Source organism: Pseudomonas sp. B14(2017) (assembly GCF_002113255.1).
GTDB lineage: Bacteria > Pseudomonadota > Gammaproteobacteria > Pseudomonadales > Pseudomonadaceae > Aquipseudomonas > Aquipseudomonas putida_Z.
The window spans coordinates 170,156-186,831 of record NZ_NEJY01000008.1 but is presented as its reverse complement, the minus strand read 5'-3'; the positions used below and the strand labels follow the sequence as shown (position 1 = coordinate 186,831).

At 61.5% G+C, this 16,676-nt stretch carries 16 protein-coding genes; 11 read left to right on the top strand and 5 right to left on the bottom strand.

The window, feature by feature from the left end; genetic code table 11:
* Positions 1–15: 15 nt before the first annotated feature.
* Entirely contained in the window at positions 16–1,668 is a 1,653-nt protein-coding gene (locus CAG34_RS10435; RefSeq protein WP_085589753.1) for an electron transfer flavoprotein-ubiquinone oxidoreductase, read from the bottom strand.
* Between the two features lie 315 nt (positions 1,669–1,983).
* On the opposite strand from CAG34_RS10435, the gene CAG34_RS10430 reads away from it, so the two are divergent.
* From CAG34_RS10430 to CAG34_RS10380, 11 genes are all read left to right on the top strand, one after another.
* Entirely contained in the window at positions 1,984–2,853 is an 870-nt protein-coding gene (locus tag CAG34_RS10430; RefSeq protein ID WP_085589751.1) for a MaoC family dehydratase, read from the top strand.
* A gap of 29 nt (positions 2,854–2,882) precedes the next feature.
* Positions 2,883–3,953 (top strand): acyl-CoA dehydrogenase family protein, encoded by a 1,071-nt coding sequence (locus CAG34_RS10425; RefSeq protein ID WP_025339162.1) that lies wholly within the window; start codon positions 2,883–2,885, stop codon positions 3,951–3,953.
* A 28-nt stretch (positions 3,954–3,981) separates the two neighbouring features.
* Entirely contained in the window at positions 3,982–5,121 is a 1,140-nt protein-coding gene (locus CAG34_RS10420; RefSeq protein WP_085589876.1) for an acyl-CoA dehydrogenase family protein, read from the top strand.
* 21 nt (positions 5,122–5,142) lie between these two features.
* A complete protein-coding gene (locus CAG34_RS10415) occupies positions 5,143–6,048 on the top strand; it encodes an SDR family oxidoreductase (protein ID WP_085589749.1) in 906 nt (301 codons plus the stop codon).
* A gap of 23 nt (positions 6,049–6,071) precedes the next feature.
* Entirely contained in the window at positions 6,072–7,238 is a 1,167-nt protein-coding gene (locus CAG34_RS10410; RefSeq protein ID WP_085589747.1) for an acyl-CoA dehydrogenase family protein, read from the top strand.
* Between the two features lie 10 nt (positions 7,239–7,248).
* Positions 7,249–8,094 carry a MaoC family dehydratase N-terminal domain-containing protein gene (locus CAG34_RS10405; RefSeq protein WP_085589874.1) on the top strand — a complete coding sequence of 282 codons (846 nt, stop codon included), beginning with the start codon at positions 7,249–7,251 and terminating at the stop codon, positions 8,092–8,094.
* Positions 8,088–8,915: a CoA ester lyase gene (locus CAG34_RS10400; protein WP_256573543.1), complete on the top strand. Its 828-nt coding sequence runs from the start codon at positions 8,088–8,090 to the stop codon at positions 8,913–8,915. Before CAG34_RS10405 ends, CAG34_RS10400 begins: the two co-directional genes overlap by 7 nt.
* Complete coding sequence (locus CAG34_RS10395) at positions 8,912–9,661, top strand: electron transfer flavoprotein subunit beta/FixA family protein (RefSeq protein ID WP_085589743.1); 750 nt, start codon at positions 8,912–8,914, stop codon at positions 9,659–9,661. The genes CAG34_RS10400 and CAG34_RS10395 overlap by 4 nt, the downstream gene beginning before the upstream one ends.
* Positions 9,661–10,590 (top strand): electron transfer flavoprotein subunit alpha/FixB family protein, encoded by a 930-nt coding sequence (locus CAG34_RS10390; protein WP_025339155.1) that lies wholly within the window; start codon positions 9,661–9,663, stop codon positions 10,588–10,590. The genes CAG34_RS10395 and CAG34_RS10390 overlap by 1 nt, the downstream gene beginning before the upstream one ends.
* Before the next feature lie 12 nt (positions 10,591–10,602).
* Entirely contained in the window at positions 10,603–11,805 is a 1,203-nt protein-coding gene (locus tag CAG34_RS10385) for an acetyl-CoA C-acetyltransferase (protein WP_085589741.1), read from the top strand.
* 164 nt (positions 11,806–11,969) lie between these two features.
* Positions 11,970–13,304 (top strand): aromatic acid/H+ symport family MFS transporter, encoded by a 1,335-nt coding sequence (locus CAG34_RS10380; protein WP_085589739.1) that lies wholly within the window; start codon positions 11,970–11,972, stop codon positions 13,302–13,304.
* A gap of 150 nt (positions 13,305–13,454) precedes the next feature.
* Here CAG34_RS10380 and CAG34_RS10375 read toward each other — a convergent pair whose 3' ends face one another.
* The 4 genes from CAG34_RS10375 to CAG34_RS10360 all read right to left on the bottom strand — a co-directional run bounded on the left by CAG34_RS10375 (position 13,455) and on the right by CAG34_RS10360 (position 16,638).
* Positions 13,455–14,123 (bottom strand): flavodoxin, encoded by a 669-nt coding sequence (locus tag CAG34_RS10375; RefSeq protein ID WP_143516446.1) that lies wholly within the window; start codon positions 14,121–14,123, stop codon positions 13,455–13,457.
* 120 nt (positions 14,124–14,243) lie between these two features.
* Positions 14,244–14,879, bottom strand: a complete 636-nt coding sequence (locus CAG34_RS10370; protein WP_085589737.1) for an SDR family oxidoreductase — start codon at positions 14,877–14,879, stop codon at positions 14,244–14,246.
* Between the two features lie 32 nt (positions 14,880–14,911).
* Positions 14,912–15,706 carry an SDR family oxidoreductase gene (locus CAG34_RS10365; RefSeq protein WP_085589735.1) on the bottom strand — a complete coding sequence of 265 codons (795 nt, stop codon included), beginning with the start codon at positions 15,704–15,706 and terminating at the stop codon, positions 14,912–14,914.
* A 14-nt stretch (positions 15,707–15,720) separates the two neighbouring features.
* Positions 15,721–16,638, bottom strand: coding sequence for an alpha/beta hydrolase (locus tag CAG34_RS10360; RefSeq protein WP_085589733.1), 918 nt, complete (start codon positions 16,636–16,638; stop codon positions 15,721–15,723).
* Positions 16,639–16,676: the final 38 nt, after the last annotated feature.

The window sequence follows — 16,676 nt, the reverse complement described above, 5'->3', positions numbered from 1 at the left end:
CCTGTCGGGAAAAGGTTACATGTTGGGATAGTTGGGGCCGCCGGTGCCTTCTGGGGCGACCCAGGTGATGTTCTGGGCGGGGTCCTTGATATCGCAGGTTTTGCAGTGCAGGCAGTTCTGCGCATTGATCTGCAGGCGTTTGTCGCCACCTTCGGCCGCGACTATTTCATAGACGCCCGCAGGGCAATAACGTTGGGCAGGCTCATCGAAAAGGGGCAGGTTGTTGCTGATAGGCAGGTTCGGATCGGCAAGCCTGAGGTGAACCGGCTGGTCTTCCTCGTGGTTGGTGCTGGAAAGAAACACCGAGGAGAGCTTGTCGAAACTCAGCTTGCCATCAGGTTTTGGATACTCGATCCGCGGTGCGTCGCTGGCCGGCTTGAGGCAACTGTGGTCAGGGCGGGTATCGCGAAGGGTGAACGGGAGTTTGCCGCCGAACAGATTCTGGTCGATGAAATTGAAGGCGCCGCCTGCGATCGCCCCAAACTTGTGAAGGGCGGCGCCGAAGTTACGACTGCGCAGTAATTCGTCATGCAGCCAACTGGCCTTGAACCCTTCGACATACTCGAACAGTTCGTCTCCGCTACGTCCTGCCTGTAGTGCTTGCACGAGGGCCTCTGCCGCAAGCATGCCCGACTTCATCGCGGTATGGCTGCCCTTGATCTTGGCGAAGTTCAAGGTACCCAGGTCACAGCCGATCAGCGCGCCGCCGGGGAACACCATCTTGGGCAATGCGTTCAGACCGCCCTTGCAGATTGCCCGGGCGCCATAACTGACCCGCTTGCCGCCTTCCAGGTACTGGCTGATCACCGGGTGGTGCTTGTAGCGCTGGAACTCGTCAAACGGTGACAGGTGCGGGTTGCTGTAGGACAGGTCGACGATCAGTCCGACCACCACCTGGTTGTTTTCCAGGTGGTAGAGGAACGAGCCGCCGGGGTTCTCGTCATTCAGCGGCCAGCCTGCGGTGTGCACCACCAGGCCAGGCTCGTGTCGCGCCGGGTCGATGTCCCAGATTTCCTTGATGCCAAGGCCGTAGTGCTGCGCATCGGCCTCACTGTCGAGGTCGAAGTGCTTGATCAGTTGCTTGCCGATATGCCCACGGCAACCCTCCGCGAACAGCGTGTATTTGCCGCGCAGTTCCATGCCGGGAGTGTAATAGCCGGCCTTGGGTTGGCCTTCACGGTCCACGCCCAGATCGCCTGTGACGATGCCGCAAACCCGGCCATCTTCATCGAGCAGCGCTTCTTGAGCGGAGAACCCAGGGTAGATTTCCACACCCAAGGCTTCAGCCTGTTGTGCCAGCCAGCGGCACAGGTTACCCAGCGAAATGATGAAGTTGCCTTCGTTGTGCATGGTACGAGGAACGAAGAAACCAGGGACTCTGCTGGCCCGTTCAGCGTCCCGGAGAAAGTAGATATCGTCGCGTTTCACCGGTGTGATCAACGGGGCGCCGAGTGCTTGCCAATCCGGGAAAAGCTCGTCCAATGCACGGGGCTCGAAGATGGCACCGGACAGGATATGGGCGCCGACTTCCGAGCCTTTCTCGACCACGCAGACACTGATCTGCTGGCCCGTTTCCAACGCCTTCTGCTTCAGTCGGCAAGCCGCGGCCAGGCCCGATGGGCCGGCTCCGACGATGACGACATCGAACTCCATTGATTCCCGTTCCACTGCTCGACCTCTCTGTAGCGATGTAGCGATTCGATATCCACCCAGGCATGCCCAGGCACGGCTTATTGAGTTGAATGATTCGGCAGGCAATACGGGAATTCAATTTATGAAACGCCAAGTGGCACTTCCGATTCGTTGAACAGAATCAATGCCGATGCCAGGTCAACAGCGGGCTATGCGTGGCCCTGACGATCGATGAATTGCAATGCGGTTTCACCGAGGAGGCACTTTCGAATTCGTAAATTGAATTGGAAGTTCGCTTGCTGAAACATCCCCTCAAGTCATGAACAGCGACAAGAACAAGGGGATGGCACCATGCCCATCGAGATTGAAAAGCTGCTTGATTATCCGATCCCTGTGGTCCGCCAAACCCTGACCCGACAACAGACGGCGTTCTATGCACTGTCCGTCGGGATGGGTTGCGACCCGTTGGATGATCGGCAGTTGGGCTATGTCGACTTCCGCCGCGACCTGCACGCCATGCCTTCGATGGCACTGGTACTCGGGCACCCTGGCTTCTGGCTGGGCGACCCGCGCTCGGGGGTGGACCCCAAGTGTGTGGTGCATGGCGAGCAGGAAATTACCCTGCATGCCCCGCTTCCTGTGGAAGGGGAAGTGATCGGCGCGACCAGGATCCTTGGCGTGGCTGATAAGGGGGCGGGACAGGGAGCCTTGCTCTACACGCAAAAAGAAGTGCGTAACGCGCAGAGTGGGCAGTTGCTGGCGAGCACGTTGAGCACGACCTTTCTGCGTGGTGGCGGAGGCTTTGGGGGTGACAGCACGCCACTGCGTGGCAGCCACCAGGTGCCGGACACCGAGCCCGACTTCTGCGTGGACCTGCCCACCCGCCCGGAGCAGGCCCTTTACTACCGAATCAATGGTGACGACAACCCGTTGCACGCAGACCCGGCCGTGGCCCGTGCGGCGGGCTTCAGCCGGCCGATCCTACACGGTCTGTGCACCTTTGGCGTGGTCTGCCACGCCCTACTCAAGACCCTTGGCGACTATGACGCCGGCGCCCTGCGCAGCATGGCGCTGCGTTTTTCCGCACCGGTGCTGCCGGGGGAAACCATTCGCAGCGAGATCTGGCGCGACGGCTCCTTCCGTGCGCGTGTCCTGGAACGTGACGCCCTGGTGGTGAGCAACGGCCTGGCGACATTTGCCCCGACCTCCACCCAGAACTGAATTCATTACCAGGCTATCAGGAGACCGAGATGCATTCGTCTGAAGAACGTTTGGAAAACATCCGCATGATCCGCGACAGCGCAGTGGCGTTCGCCCCGGCCAGTGAGCTGGCTCGGGTGCGCGGCCTGCGCTACCAGGTGCCGGGGTTCGACGGTGCGGTATGGCGCGAGATGGCCGATAACGGCTGGCTGGGCCTGTCGTTACCCGAGGCCCAGGGCGGTATTGGCCTGGGCATGGCTGAGTACTGCGCCTTGCTGGAAGTGTTCGGCGCCGCCTTGCTGCCCGAGCCCTTCGTGCCGGCGGTGCTGGCGGCGCGCCTGCTCGATGGCGAGCAACGGGCTGCGCAGCTGAGCGGCGAGCGCCTGCTGCTGCCGGCCTTGCAAGAGCAGGTCGACAACCTGGAGGCTACCGAAGGCGGCACCCGCCTGCACAACGGCAAGGTCCGGGGGCGCAAGCTGTGCATTCCCATGGCCGCTGGTGCCGACGGCTTCCTGGTCAGCACCCCCGATGGCCTGGCCCTGGTGGACGCCAAGGCGCCCGGTGTGGAGCTGGAAATCATCACCACCCAGGACGGTGGCCATTTCGGCCACCTGCACCTGAACAACGCCCCCGCTGAAACCCTGCCCCTGCAGGCCCAGGCCTTGTCCGACGCCCTGGACGAAGCCGCCCTGGGCACTGCCGCCTACCTGCTGGGCGCTGCCGAACAGGCGTTCACTCTGACCTTGGACTACCTGCGCACCCGCAAGCAGTTCGGCCAGACCATCGGCAACTTCCAGGCCCTGCAGCACCGCGCCGTGGACCTCAAGCTGCAACTGGCTTTGTGGCGGGCCAGCCTGGAAGCGGCGGCAGCGACCTGCGATGCCGGCGCACCCGCCACCCAACGTCGTGCGGCCGTTTCCCGAGCCAAGGCCCGTGCCGCCGACGCCGCGTTGCTGGTCACCCGCCAGGCGGTGCAGCTGCATGGCGCCATTGGTTACACCGACGAATGCGACGTCGGCCTGTACCTGCGCAAGGCCATGACCCTGGCCAACCTGTATGGCTCATCCGACCAGCACCGCCGCCGTTACGACGCCTGCATGCCACGCCTGGCCAGCGCCTGAGGACACGATCATGAGCGAACAAGTAACACTGCCCGACTTCAACGCCCTGAGCGACAGCGCATTCCGTGAGACGGTCCGCGAATTCCTGCATGCGCACTTCCCGGATGAATTGCGCGACCTGCCCAAGCGCCTGCACTGGGAGGAAGTCAAGGACTGGTACATGACCCTTTCCGCGCACGGTTGGCTGTGCCCGGGCTGGCCCCGCGAATTCGGCGGCATGGGCCTGTCGGCGGCCAAGCAGCTGATCTACACCGAGGAGTTCGAGAACTACGGCGTGGCCCGTACCCCGGACCACGGCATCATGCTGCTCGGCCCGCTGCTGATCCGCTACGGCTCGCCCGAACAGCAGCAGTATTTCCTGCCGCGCATCCTGAGTGGCGAGCATATCTGGTGCCAGGGCTACAGCGAGCCGAACGCCGGCTCCGACCTGGCCAGCCTGCGTACCGAGGCGGTACTCGACGGCGACGAATGGGTGATCAATGGCCAGAAGATCTGGACCACGCTGGCCACCGACGCCGATTGGATCTTCATGCTGGTACGCACCGACAAGACGGCGAAGAAACAGGAGGGCATCAGTTTCGTGCTGGTGCCGATGGACAGCCCCGGGGTGACCGTGCGGCCAATCCTGAACCTCGACCTGCACGACGAGCTGTGCGAGGTGTTCTTCGATGACGTGCGCGTGCCCAAGGCCAACCTGGTCGGCGAAATGAACGCCGGCTGGACCATGGCCAAAGCGCTGCTGGGCTTCGAGCGGATCTTCCTCGGCTCGCCCAAGCAGTCGGCCAATGCCCTGACCCGCCTGGAAGTCCTCGGTGAGCACCTGGGCCTTCACGACGAGCCGGGTTTCCGCGACCGCCTGACCCGCCTGCGCCTGGACCTGGACGACCACAAGCTGCTGTTCGAGACCTTCGCCGAGCGCCTGCGCCGTGGCGAGAATCTGGGTGCCGACGTGTCGTTGCTCAAGGTGCACCAGACCGAGCTGTTCCAGCGCATCACCGACTACATGCTGGAGATCAGCGGCGAGTACGCGGCGTACCTGGAGCCAATCGAAGGCAACGGCAACCTCAATCCTACCGGCCTGTTCCTTCAGGCGCGTCCCGCGACCATCTACGGCGGCAGCTCGGAGATCCAGCGCAACATCCTGGCCAAGGCGATGCTCGGCCTGTAACCGAACGACGGAGAGAACGACATGCTCGACAACAAAGTAGTGGTAGTCACTGGTGCCGGTGGCGGCATCGGCCGGGCCATCGCCGTGGAGATGGCACGTGCCGGCGCCTCGGTGGTGATCAATGACGTGGGCGTGTCGCTGGGCGGCGAGGGCGGCTCATCCACCCCGGCCCAGGAAACGCTGAAACTTATCGAAGGCTTCGGTGGCCGCGCAGTGATCAACACCGACAGCGTCGCCGACTGGAGCGGCGCGCAGAACATCATCACCTGCGCCATGGACAGCTTCGGCCGCATCGATGGCGTGGTGAACAACGCCGGGATCATTCGTGACGTGATCTTCCACAAGATGAGCGTGGAGGACTGGCAGTCGGTGATCAACGTGCACCTGAACGGCAGCTTCTACGTCAGCCGTGCTGCCGCCGAACGCTTCCGTGCACAGAACAGCGGCGCCTTCGTGCACATGGTCAGCACCTCGGCGCTGATCGGCAACGTCGGCCAGGCCAACTACTCGGCGGCCAAGCTGGGGATGGTGGCGCTGAGCAAGTCCATCGCCCTGGACATGCAGCGTTTCAACGTGCGCTCCAATTGCCTGGCGCCATTCGCCTGGAGCCGGATGACCAGCGCGATCCCCGACAGCACCCCGGAAGAAAAGGCCCGGGTCGAGCGCCTGAAGCAGATGACCCCGGAAAAGAACGCCCCGCTGGCGGTGTACCTGCTGTCGGACCAGGCCAAGGACGTGAACGGCCAGGTGTTCACCGTACGTCGCAACGAAATCTTCCTGATGAGCCAGAACCGCCCGGTGCGCTCGGTGCAGCAGGGGGAAGGCTGGACCGCCCAGGCCATCGCCGAGCACGGTATGCCGGCATTGTCAGGCTCTTTCACTCCGCTGCAGGTCAGCGCTGACGTGTTCTGCTGGGATCCGGTTTAACGAATTTCATGAGGTCGAGTTTTATGAATGCCACACACGCCCAAGAGCGCTACCAGGACATTCGAGAGGGTGTTCGTGCCCTGTGCGCGGAATACCCAACTGAATACTGGCGCAAGATCGACGAGGAAAAAGGCTTCCCGGAGGCGTTCGTCAAGGCCATGACCGAGGCGGGCTGGTTGTCCGCGATGATCCCGGAGGAATACGGCGGCTCGGGCCTTGGCCTGGCCGAAGCCTCGGTGATTCTGGAGGAGGTCAACCACTGCGGTGGCAACTCCGGCACCATCCATGGACAGATGTACAACATGTTCACCCTGCTGCGTAACGGCAGCGAGGAGCAGAAGCGCTATTACCTGCCCAAGCTGGCCAGCGGCGAACTGCGTTTGCAATCGATGGGCGTGACCGAGCCAACCACCGGTACCGACACCACCAAGATCAAGACCACCGCTGTGCGGCAGGGCGACAAGTACGTCATCAATGGGCAGAAGGTGTGGATCTCCCGGGTGCAGCATTCGGACCTGATGATCTTGCTGGCCCGTACCACGCCGTTGGCGGAGGTCAAGAAGAAGGTCGATGGCATGTCGATCTTCTTGGTCGACCTGCGTGAGGCCATTGGCAATGGCTTGACCGTGCAGCCCATCGCCAACCTGGTCAATCATGAAACCAACGAGCTGTTCTTCGACAATCTGGAGATACCTGCCAGCAGCCTGATCGGCGAAGAGGACAAGGGCTTCCGCTACATCCTCGACGGCTTGAATGCCGAGCGCACGCTGATCGCCGCCGAATGCATCGGTGACGGTCGCTGGTTCGTCGAGAAGGCCAGCCAGTATGCTCGCGACCGTGTGGTGTTCGGTCGTCCCATCGGCCAGAACCAGGGCGTGCAGTTCCCGATTGCCGAGGCCCATATCGAAATCGAGGCGGCCGACCTGATGCGTTGGCGTGCCTGCGAAGAGTATGACAGCGGCCGCAATGCCGGCGCCGCCGCCAACATGGCCAAGTACCTGGCGGCCAAGGCCAGCTGGGAAGCCGCCAACGCCTGCCTGCAAACCCATGGTGGTTTTGGTTTCGCCAACGAATACGACGTGGAGCGCAAGTTCCGCGAAACCCGCCTCTATCAGGTGGCGCCGATCTCTACCAACCTGATTCTCAGCTACGTCGCCGAGCACTTGCTGGGCATGCCGCGTTCCTATTGAGGCCATGATCATGAGCGATAACGATCTGGGCCAACTCCAGGACTGGCTGGGGCGTCAGGAGCGCTGCGAGGCGATCATCACGCCGCAGATGCTCGACGCCTATCGGGCTACGTTGGCACCGCACTTGTGGGAGTCCGAGGGTGCTGCACCGCCAGGCTTGCACTGGTGCCTGGCGCCGAGCCCGGCAACAGCGAGCATGGCGGAGCTGGGTGAAGATGGTCATCCACGCCGTGGTGGCTTCCTGCCCCCTATATTGCTGCCACGGCGTATGTGGGCCGGTGGTGAGGTGGAAACCTTGGCGCCATTGCCCATCGGCAAGCCGATCCAGCGGCTGTCGACCATTCGCGACATCCGTTTCAAGGAGGGCCGCAGCGGCAAACTGTGCTTCGTCACCGTCGAGCATGAATTGTCCTGCGAAGGCGTGCTGGCCATCCGCGAGCGGCAGGACATCGTCTACCGTGCGCCGGCCGAGCCGGGCGCCGCGCCTGCGGGCGGACCAGAGCGCGTGGGCGAACTGGAGCACTGGGTCGAGACCCCGCCGACTTTGCTGATGCGCTACTCGGCACTGACTTTCAATGCCCACCGCATCCATTACGACTTGCCCTACGCCACCGAAGTGGAGGGCTATCAGGGCTTGGTGGTGCACGGGCCATTGCAGGCCAGCCTGTTGTTCAACCTGGCAGCCCGGCACGCAGGCCGAGTGCCTGCCCGCTTTGCCTATCGCGGGCAGGTACCGCTGATCGCCGGGAAGGTATTCCGCGCGGCGGTGTCCTGGAAAGAGCAGGGCGATAGCCTGCAGGCCTGGACCCAAGATGCTGATGCCAACCTGAATATGGAGGCAAGCGCATCATGTTGAGTGAATACAGAGCCCCGATAGCCCCATTGTTCGTCCCGGGCGACCGTCCTGAACGTTTTGCAAAGGCGGCTAACAGCGGCGCTGATGCAGTGATCCTGGACCTGGAAGATGCCGTCGCGCCACAGTCCCGAGAACTGGCTCGAGAGGCTGTAGCCAACCATGGCATTGACAATGTACCGGTCATCATCCGGATCAACGCAACAGCCAGCGCACATTTCAAGGCCGACGTGGCCGCGCTTCGCGACACACATTTCGATGCACTGATGTTGGCCAAGGCTGAAACCCCAGCAGATGTCCGTCTGGTGCATGCGTTGTTTGGTCGTCAGGTGCCGGTAATTGCGCTTGTAGAAACTGCCGCAGCCTATGAACACCTGACTTGGCTGATGCTTGAGCCTGGCGTTGTGCAAGCGGCCTTCGGTTCACTAGACCTGGCCCTCGATCTGGGTTGCCAGCCAAGCCGTGAAGCATTGGCGTATTTCCGTGGTGCATTGCTGCTGAAATCTTGCCTTGCTGGTTTGCCTTCGCCGATTGATGGAGTCACTACTGGTTTTGACGATCCAGCGTTGGTTCACCAAGAAGCTCAGATCGCTGCCGACTTGGGTTTTGGCGGCAAGTTGGCAATCCACCCCCGGCAAGTAGCACCGATTCTGGAAGCCTTTCAACCGAATGCCCAGGCAATCAACTGGGCATGTCGAGTGCTTGAGGCCGCCGAAAATGGCGGCGCCGTTCAAGTCGACGGTGCGATGGTTGATCGCCCTCTGCTCGAACGCGCCCGTCGAATCCTTTCCCGTTCCAGCCCTGTTGGAGAATCCCAAGCATGAAAGTCCTCGTTGCAGTCAAGCGCGTGGTCGATTTCAACGTCAAGGTCCGCGTCAAGGCAGACCAGTCCGGCGTTGAACTGGCCAGCGTGAAAATGGCCCTGAACCCCTTCTGCGAAATTGCTGTGGAAGAGGCGGTAAGGCTGAAGGAACAGGGCATCGCAACAGAAGTGGTGGTGGTGACAGTAGGGTCGAACGCGGCGCAGGAACAACTGCGCACCGCCCTGGCTCTTGGAGCCGATCGCGCCATTCTGGTCGAGGCGACTGATGATTTGAGCTCGCTGACGATCGCCAAGGCCCTCAAGGCTGTGGTCGACAAGGAACAGCCGCGGTTGGTGATTCTTGGCAAGCAGGCCATCGATAGCGACAACAACCAGACTGGCCAGATGCTGGCCGCGCTGAGCGGTTATGCCCAAGGCACCTTCGCCTCCAAGGTCGAAGTGGTGGGTGACAAGCTGAATGTCACGCGTGAAATCGACGGCGGTTTGCAATCCCTTGAGCTCAGCCTGCCAGCGATCGTCACCACCGACCTGCGCCTTAACGAGCCGCGTTATGCATCGCTGCCGAACATCATGAAAGCCAAGAAGAAACCCCTCGAGACGCTGACTCCATCGGCACTCGGCGTCGCTACGACTTCGACGATCAAAACTCTGAAAGTCGAGGCCCCCGCAGTGCGCAGCGCCGGTATCAAGGTGAAAACCGTGGCCGAATTGATCGAAAAACTGAAGAACGAAGCGAAGGTGATCTGATGGCTGTCCTGGTAATCGCTGAACACAGCAATGGCGTCCTGGGCGCCGCTACATTGAACACCGTGGCCGCAGCCCGGAAAATCGACGACAGCATTGCCGTACTGGTGGCGGGTCAACAGGTCGACCAAGTCGCTCAGACGGCGGCGCGCATCGATGGGGTCACCAAAGTGTTGGTCGCCGATAACACGGCCTATGCAAATCTGCTGGCAGAGAATGTGGCGCCGTTGGTGGCGTCGCTGGGTAAAGGCTTCAGCCATGTGCTGGCGCCGGCCACCACCAATGGCAAGAACTACCTGCCACGGGTTGCTGCCTTGCTCGATGTGGACCAGATCTCCGAGATCATCGAGGTGGTCAGTCCGGATACTTTCAAGCGGCCAATTTATGCTGGCAACGCCATCGCCACCGTGCAGTCCTCTGCTGCAGTCAAGGTGATCAGCGTACGCGCCACCGGCTTCGACCCAGTGTCAGCCGAAGGCGGCAACGCAATCATCGAAGTGATTGACGCCACATTCCAGCAAGGCCGGTCCCGATTCGTGGGCGAGCAACTGGCCAAGTCGGATCGCCCAGAGTTGACAGGCGCCAAGATCGTGGTGTCCGGTGGCCGCGGCATGCAAAGCGGCGACAACTTCAGTCTGCTGTACAACCTGGCGGACAAACTAGGGGCAGCAGTGGGCGCCTCGCGCGCCGCGGTCGATGCCGGTTATGCCCCTAACGACATGCAGGTCGGTCAGACCGGCAAGATCGTCGCCCCGCAGTTGTACATAGCGGTCGGTATCTCCGGCGCCATCCAGCACCTGGCGGGCATGAAAGATTCCAAGGTGATCGTGGCGATCAACAAGGACGAAGAAGCACCGATTTTCCAGGTGGCCGACTATGGCCTGGTGGGCGACCTGTTCGAGTTGGTTCCGCAATTGCAAGACGCGCTCTGAGGAGAGACGACGATGAGAAGAGCAGCGATCGTGGCACCGCGCCGAACCCCGGTAGGGGCATTCGGCGGCAGCCTGCGCGGCATACCGGTGGAGCGCCTGGGTGCCGAGGTGGTCAAGGCCATCCTGGCGCAAACCAAGCTGGACCCTGAGCGTATCGATGATGTGGTGTTCGCCCAGTCCTATGCCAACTCCGAAACCCCCTGCGTGGGCCGCTGGATAGCCCTGGAGGCGGGGCTGCCGGTGAGCGTGCCGGGCATGCAACTGGACCGCCGTTGCGGCGGCGGCCTGCAGGCTCTGGTCAATGCGGCGATGATGGTGCAGACCGGCGCTGCCGACGTGGTGCTGGCCGGTGGCGTGGAGAGCATGAGCAACATCGAGTACTACAGCACCGACATGCGCTGGGGCTCCAAGGCCGGGTCCGTGACTCTGCACGACCGCCTGGACCGGGGCCGTGAGCGCTCGCAGCCGGAGCACCGCTTCGGCCGTATCTCGGGGATGATCGAGACCGCCGAGAACCTGGCCCGCGAATACGGTATCAGCCGTGAAGCCTCTGATGCCTTCGCCGCGCGCAGCCAACAGCGCGCCGCTGCAGCCTGGGAGGCCGGGCGCTTCGATGACGAGATCGTACCGATCAGTGTGCCGCAGAAGCGTGGTGAGCCGCTGTTGGTGACCCGTGATGAGGGCGTGCGTGGCGACACCACGCTGGAAAAGCTGGCCGGCCTGCGCACGCTGAGCAAGGGCGGCACGGTCACCGCCGGCAACGCCTCACAGCAGAACGATGCCGCGGCAGCCTGCCTGGTGGTGGCCGAGGATAAGCTGGACGAGCTGGGCCTGGAGCCGATCGGCTACCTGCACAGCTGGGCGGCGGCCGGCTGCGAGCCGGCGACCATGGGCATCGGCCCGGTGCCGGCGGTGAACAAGCTGTTCGACCGCACCGGCCTTGGCTTCGAGCAGATGGACTTGGTGGAGGTCAACGAGGCCTTTGCCTGCCAGGTACTGGCGGTGCTCAAGGGCTGGGGCTGGAACGACCCAGACCGACTTAACGTAAACGGTTCGGGCATCTCCCTGGGCCATCCGGTGGGCGCCACGGGCATGCGCATCATGACCTCGGTGTTGCATGAGTTGCAGCGTCGCCAGGGGCGTTATGCCCTGGAGACCATGTGTATCGGCGGTGGCCAGGGCTTGGCCGCTATCTTCGAGCGCGTGGAGCGATAGGCCGAGCACCTGTCGCGATTCACGAAGAACGGTTTGCCACGTGGATGGGCCGATCCTCTGGTCGATACCCATCGAACAACAAAAACAATTACCTGAAATGTCGGGCCCGGTCCTCCTTGTCCTGTGCGGTCAAGGTCGGCCGTGCCTGGCCGGAGGCAAGCGCAATGAGGCAAGAAAAGGCTTCACCCCGTAGTGGGCTGTTCGTGGTCATCTTGTGTTTTCTGACGATCGTGGCGGACGGCTACGACCTGATCATTTACGGGGCGACTGTCCCTAGCCTGATGGAAGAACCCGGCTGGAACATGACACCGGCGGTAGCAGGGATGATCGGAGGCTGGACGCTGGCCGGTCTGATGGTGGGCTTTCTCTTGACGGGGTGGCTGACCGACCGGCTCGGCCGTCGCAACCTGCTCATGATTGGTGTGCTCTGGTTCTCGGTGGGCTCGGCCTTGTGCGCCACCGCGCAGTCGCCGCAGATGCTGGGCGTCTTCCGTTTTTTGTGTGGCATTGGCCTTGGCGGTGTGGTGCCGTGCGCGGTGGCCTTGACGATCGAATACGCCCCACGGCAACGGCGCCAGTTGTACAACGGCATCATGCTGAGCGGTTACGCGGTGGGCGGCATCGTTTCGGCGCTGGCCGCACTCGCCCTGTTACCGGAGCACAGTTGGCGCACGTTGTATGCCTTGGGTGGTTTGTACATCGTGATTCTGCCGGTGATGTACTTCTTGCTGCCTGAGTCGGTGAACTTCCTGGTTGGCCGAGGTCGTCTCGATGAGGCGAAAGAGCTGGCACACCGTTACGGGATGGATTTCGACCAGGTGCTGCAGGAGCAGGCTTTCCAGCGCAAGGTACAACCCGCCTCTGAGGGAAAAATTGGCTACAGGTTGCTATTTTCCAGCGGCTTTCGTGGTGTTGCCGTGCTGTTCATCTGCGGGATGTTCTGCACCCAACTGATCATTTACGGGCTCAATACCTGGTTGCCGCACCTGATGCGTGCTGCGGGCTATGCACTTGGGTCGTCGTTGCAGTTTCTGCTGGTGCTGCAACTGGGTGCGGTCGTCGGCAACCTGGCTGGCGCCATGTTCGCCGACCGCGTCGGCTCGAAGAAAGTCGTGGTGCCGTACTACCTGATTGGCGCGCTATCGCTATTGGCGTTGAGCCAGAAGCTCGATGCGTTCTGGCTGATGTGCGCGGTGTTTGGCGCAGGCCTTGGCACCATCGGCTCGACCACCTTGCTGTATGGGTTCCTCGGGGCCTATTTCCCGACCTCATGTCGCGGTGCGGCGGTGGGGGCTGTATTGGGCATCGGGCGAGCGGGGGCGATCCTGGGACCGATGATCGGTGGCTGGATCGTGGGCGCCAACCTTGACCATCAATGGAATTTCTATGCCTTCGCGTTGCCAGCAGTGATTGCGGCGGTAGTCGTGTCCTTTATTCCTAACCCGGTTTCCAGGTTTGAAACGGCAGACGCAGCGGGCAAGGACTGCCAGGAAGCCTGACCGCTTTCTGCAACGCCCAATACGTTGTCCCGAGGATTTATAGTTCTTCGCGGAACCGGGGATGGCAATCGAGCGCCGCCCGCGCTGCGCTCGATTGCCAGTGCATTGGCCGAACCCTGCTCGTCCTGGACAAGGTTGTAGTGAGTGCACTCAGGACCCGGCTTGCGGGCCAAACCATTGCTCATCAATGGCCTGCAGCATCTGCTCGGACGTGAGTTGCTGCGTCATGCGCCCGCGCAGCACACGCTTATGCTCGAAAGACCGGGCGCCACGCTTCATCACCTTTGCCTTGAGCTTGACGATGTAGTCATCACCGATGTGGCTGTTGAAGGTGTTGAAAAGCACCACGCGTTGGCCGTCGAAGCGGTTGTGCTCGACAAACGCCCAGATCGGCGGTGCGGGGCTATAGAGCCAAACGGGCGAGCCAAGCCAGACCGTATCGAACGGTTTCAGGTCGATGGTGCGCGGGGTGATGTCCGGCAGTACCTCGGGCTTCGATCTGCGTGTGTTCGCGTCCATGACGGCATGCGCCAAGCCACCCATACCTAACCGGTAGTCGGGCGCATCCAGAGGAAACAGTGTCGCATTGAGTCGTTGGGTTACATGGCGCGCGACCAATGCAGTGTTCCCCGAGCGCGAGAAATACACCACCGCCGTTCGTGAGGTGGGCGCGATGTCCGCGGTGACCGATGCGTTGGAGTGCTTGCTTTCCAATTGCCGAGCCTGGCGGCTTTCGATCCAGGTCACAGCATAGAGGTAGGCGAACACCGACAGCAGCGCGAGCGCCAGCGCGCTAAGAATCCAGTGCAGTACAGACATGGGCTTTCTCATGCAGTGATAATTGATGAATAGATCCACCGATGGCCCGATTTGCTGGCTCGGGCTAATGCCCGAGCCGAAGCAGTCGCGTGGTCGATCGCGTCGAGAAGAACGGCTCGCTTACACGAAGGCGGGCTTGTCGCCGTCTGTGTTGGGCTTGTTCACGCCCACGTTGGCACGCACCAGTAGGCCGGGGCTCATCACCAACTTGGTCACTAGTGCGGCCACACTCTTGCGCGATACTTCGGTGCCCTTGAAGGGTTCATCGCGGCTGGTGATCTCGTAGTTCACTTCGTCCTCGTCCTGCAGCCAAGCGGCGCGCAGGATGGTGTAGTCAGTGTCCGAGGCCTCGATCAGATCCGCGGATGCACGGTACGGCGGCAGGTATTGTCCAATCTCATTGCGGTTCCATTCGCCAAACTTGCCAGGCACTTCGTCGTAGATGCCCAGCGAGTTAACGAAGATCAAACGTTTGACGCCCTTGGCCTTCATCACCGCCAGGATGTGCGCGGTCTGCTGGTCCACATCGCCCGCCAGGTTGGCATAAACCACGTCCTGCCCCTCCATGAGCTGGGGCAGCAGCTTGTTGTCCATCACATCGCCGATCGCGATCGTGGCATTTGCGGGTTCGGTACTAGTCAGCTTCTTGGGATCGCGCACGAGCAGCGTCTGCTTGACATTCTGGTGCTCGCCCAGCATCTGCACAGCATGGCGGGCAATCTGGCCGCTGGCGCCCAGGATCAATACTTTGGTCATTTCAGTCACTCCTTCATTCATGGGCGTGTCGTTCACTTGTCGATTGTCCTTGCCAGTTGATCGACATAAGCCTGCCTGCCCAGCTTCTGATATTCGGCAAAATGCCGGTTCACATCTTCACCGGCGATGTATCGGAGTTGATTTTTCCCATCCGTGGCTGCCTCATACACGACATCGGCAATCATTTCCGGAGTGGAGAAGTAACTCTGGAAATCAAAATGCGCCATTGATCGTTCAAAGGCTTGCTTGTACTCATCCGCGACAGACCAAATCGCGTTCTCTCCAAACTGCGATTGGATGATGCCGGGCGCAACGGTTTTGATCCTGATGCCAAACAGCCCAAGTTCCTGCACCATGCCTTCCGTCCAACCCTCAATGGCGAACTTTGAAGCGTTGTAGATCGTGTTGAAGGGAACCGCCATCAATCCCGCCATCGAGGTGGTGGAGATGAATAGCCCTTGCCCGCGCTGCTTGAAATGAGGGATGAATGCCTTGGTGACCCGAATCGTCCCCATCATGTTCGTATCGAACAGGCGCACGATTTGCGCGTCCGTCAGATTTTCCAGCGGACCGCCCAGGCCATAGCCGGCATTGTTGAACACGACATCTACCGGGCCGATCTCCAACGCACTGGCAACGGCTTTTTCGATCTGTGCCGGATCGGTGACATCCAGTGGCAGTACGGATACGTTGTCCAGTTTTGCCAGATCGGCGCCTTTTTCGACATCGCGCATCGTGGCGATGACTCTCCAGCCTCGGCGTTGAAATAAAAGGGCGGTGGCCTTGCCCAAGCCGGTGGAGGCGCCGGTGATAAAGATGGTTTTCATCCTGCTGCTCTCGCTTAGAGGTTTTGCTGATAGAACGGGATCAGCTTGGCCAGTGCTTGGCCGACAGGGGCCGGCTGATCATACAAGTCGTAGTGCGAAGTATCCTCGACGACGACCAGTTCCTTGACCTTCGACGCAGCGCGCGCGTAAATCTCCAGCCCGTCGCGATAGGCGCCGAAACCGCCCGGCTTGTCGCCGACCACCACCATCATCGGTGTCGTCAGCAGCGTCTCGGCCAGATGGAAGGCATCCCAGCCGGCGGAGGCAGCGCGGCGCGAGAACAGCCCGCGCGTGCCGGCGTTGTCGTTGACGCAGCGGTTGCGGTAGTAGTCCGTGGCACCGAGAACATCGATGTCCGTGATACCCGCCTGGGCGACCGCATCCATGGAGGGCGGAACGAACAGGTCAACCTTGAGCGCCTCGCCCCGGGCTTCGGCGGTGCGTTGCTGGGCCACCGCTTCCATCTGGCCAATCGGGTCGAAGCCGCTGAAGCCTTCGCGGCACAGGCGGCCGTAGTTGACACCGGTGATGCTGACCAGGGCCTTGATGCGCCGCTCGATCATGGTTGCATTGATGGCATAGCCACCGCCGCCACAGATGCCCAGCACGCCAATGCGGTCGGCATCCACGTACGGCAAGGTGACCAGGTAGTCCATGACCCGGCTGAAGTCTTCCACGGCCATGGCCGGGTCTTCAGTGTAGCGGGGCTCGCCGCCGCTCTGGCCTTGCGTGCTGCGGTCGAAGGCGATGACGACAAACCCGGCTTCTGCCAGTGCCTTGCCATAAACGTTTCCAGCGGTCTGCTCCTTGCAACTGCCGATGGGGTGGGCGCTGATGATCGCTGGGTGTTTCTTCTTCTCGTCGAAGTTAGGCGGAAAATGCAGGTCTGCTGCGATGTCCCAGTAGGTGGTCTTGATCTTGACGCTTTGCATGATGGACTCCTTGTAGCCGTTGATAGGCCGTTGAGTGG

Excerpts from the sequence above, each read along its gene's own strand:
- CAG34_RS10370 (WP_085589737.1), bottom strand. The coding sequence starts at position 14,879 with ATGACCAAAGTATTGATCCTGGGCGCCAGCGGCCAGATTGCCCGCCAT.
- CAG34_RS10365 (WP_085589735.1), bottom strand. The coding sequence starts at position 15,706 with ATGAAAACCATCTTTATCACCGGCGCCTCCACCGGCTTGGGCAAGGCC.
- CAG34_RS10400 (WP_256573543.1), top strand. The coding sequence starts at position 8,088 with ATGTTGAGTGAATACAGAGCCCCGATAGCCCCATTGTTCGTCCCGGGC.
- CAG34_RS10430 (WP_085589751.1), top strand. The coding sequence starts at position 1,984 with ATGCCCATCGAGATTGAAAAGCTGCTTGATTATCCGATCCCTGTGGTC.
- CAG34_RS10410 (WP_085589747.1), top strand. The coding sequence starts at position 6,072 with ATGAATGCCACACACGCCCAAGAGCGCTACCAGGACATTCGAGAGGGT.
- CAG34_RS10405 (WP_085589874.1), top strand. The coding sequence starts at position 7,249 with ATGAGCGATAACGATCTGGGCCAACTCCAGGACTGGCTGGGGCGTCAG.
- CAG34_RS10425 (WP_025339162.1), top strand. The coding sequence starts at position 2,883 with ATGCATTCGTCTGAAGAACGTTTGGAAAACATCCGCATGATCCGCGAC.
- CAG34_RS10395 (WP_085589743.1), top strand. The coding sequence starts at position 8,912 with ATGAAAGTCCTCGTTGCAGTCAAGCGCGTGGTCGATTTCAACGTCAAG.
- CAG34_RS10375 (WP_143516446.1), bottom strand. The coding sequence starts at position 14,123 with ATGTCTGTACTGCACTGGATTCTTAGCGCGCTGGCGCTCGCGCTGCTG.
- CAG34_RS10380 (WP_085589739.1), top strand. The coding sequence starts at position 11,970 with ATGAGGCAAGAAAAGGCTTCACCCCGTAGTGGGCTGTTCGTGGTCATC.
- CAG34_RS10360 (WP_085589733.1), bottom strand. The coding sequence starts at position 16,638 with ATGCAAAGCGTCAAGATCAAGACCACCTACTGGGACATCGCAGCAGAC.
- CAG34_RS10385 (WP_085589741.1), top strand. The coding sequence starts at position 10,603 with ATGAGAAGAGCAGCGATCGTGGCACCGCGCCGAACCCCGGTAGGGGCA.
- CAG34_RS10390 (WP_025339155.1), top strand. The coding sequence starts at position 9,661 with ATGGCTGTCCTGGTAATCGCTGAACACAGCAATGGCGTCCTGGGCGCC.
- CAG34_RS10415 (WP_085589749.1), top strand. The coding sequence starts at position 5,143 with ATGCTCGACAACAAAGTAGTGGTAGTCACTGGTGCCGGTGGCGGCATC.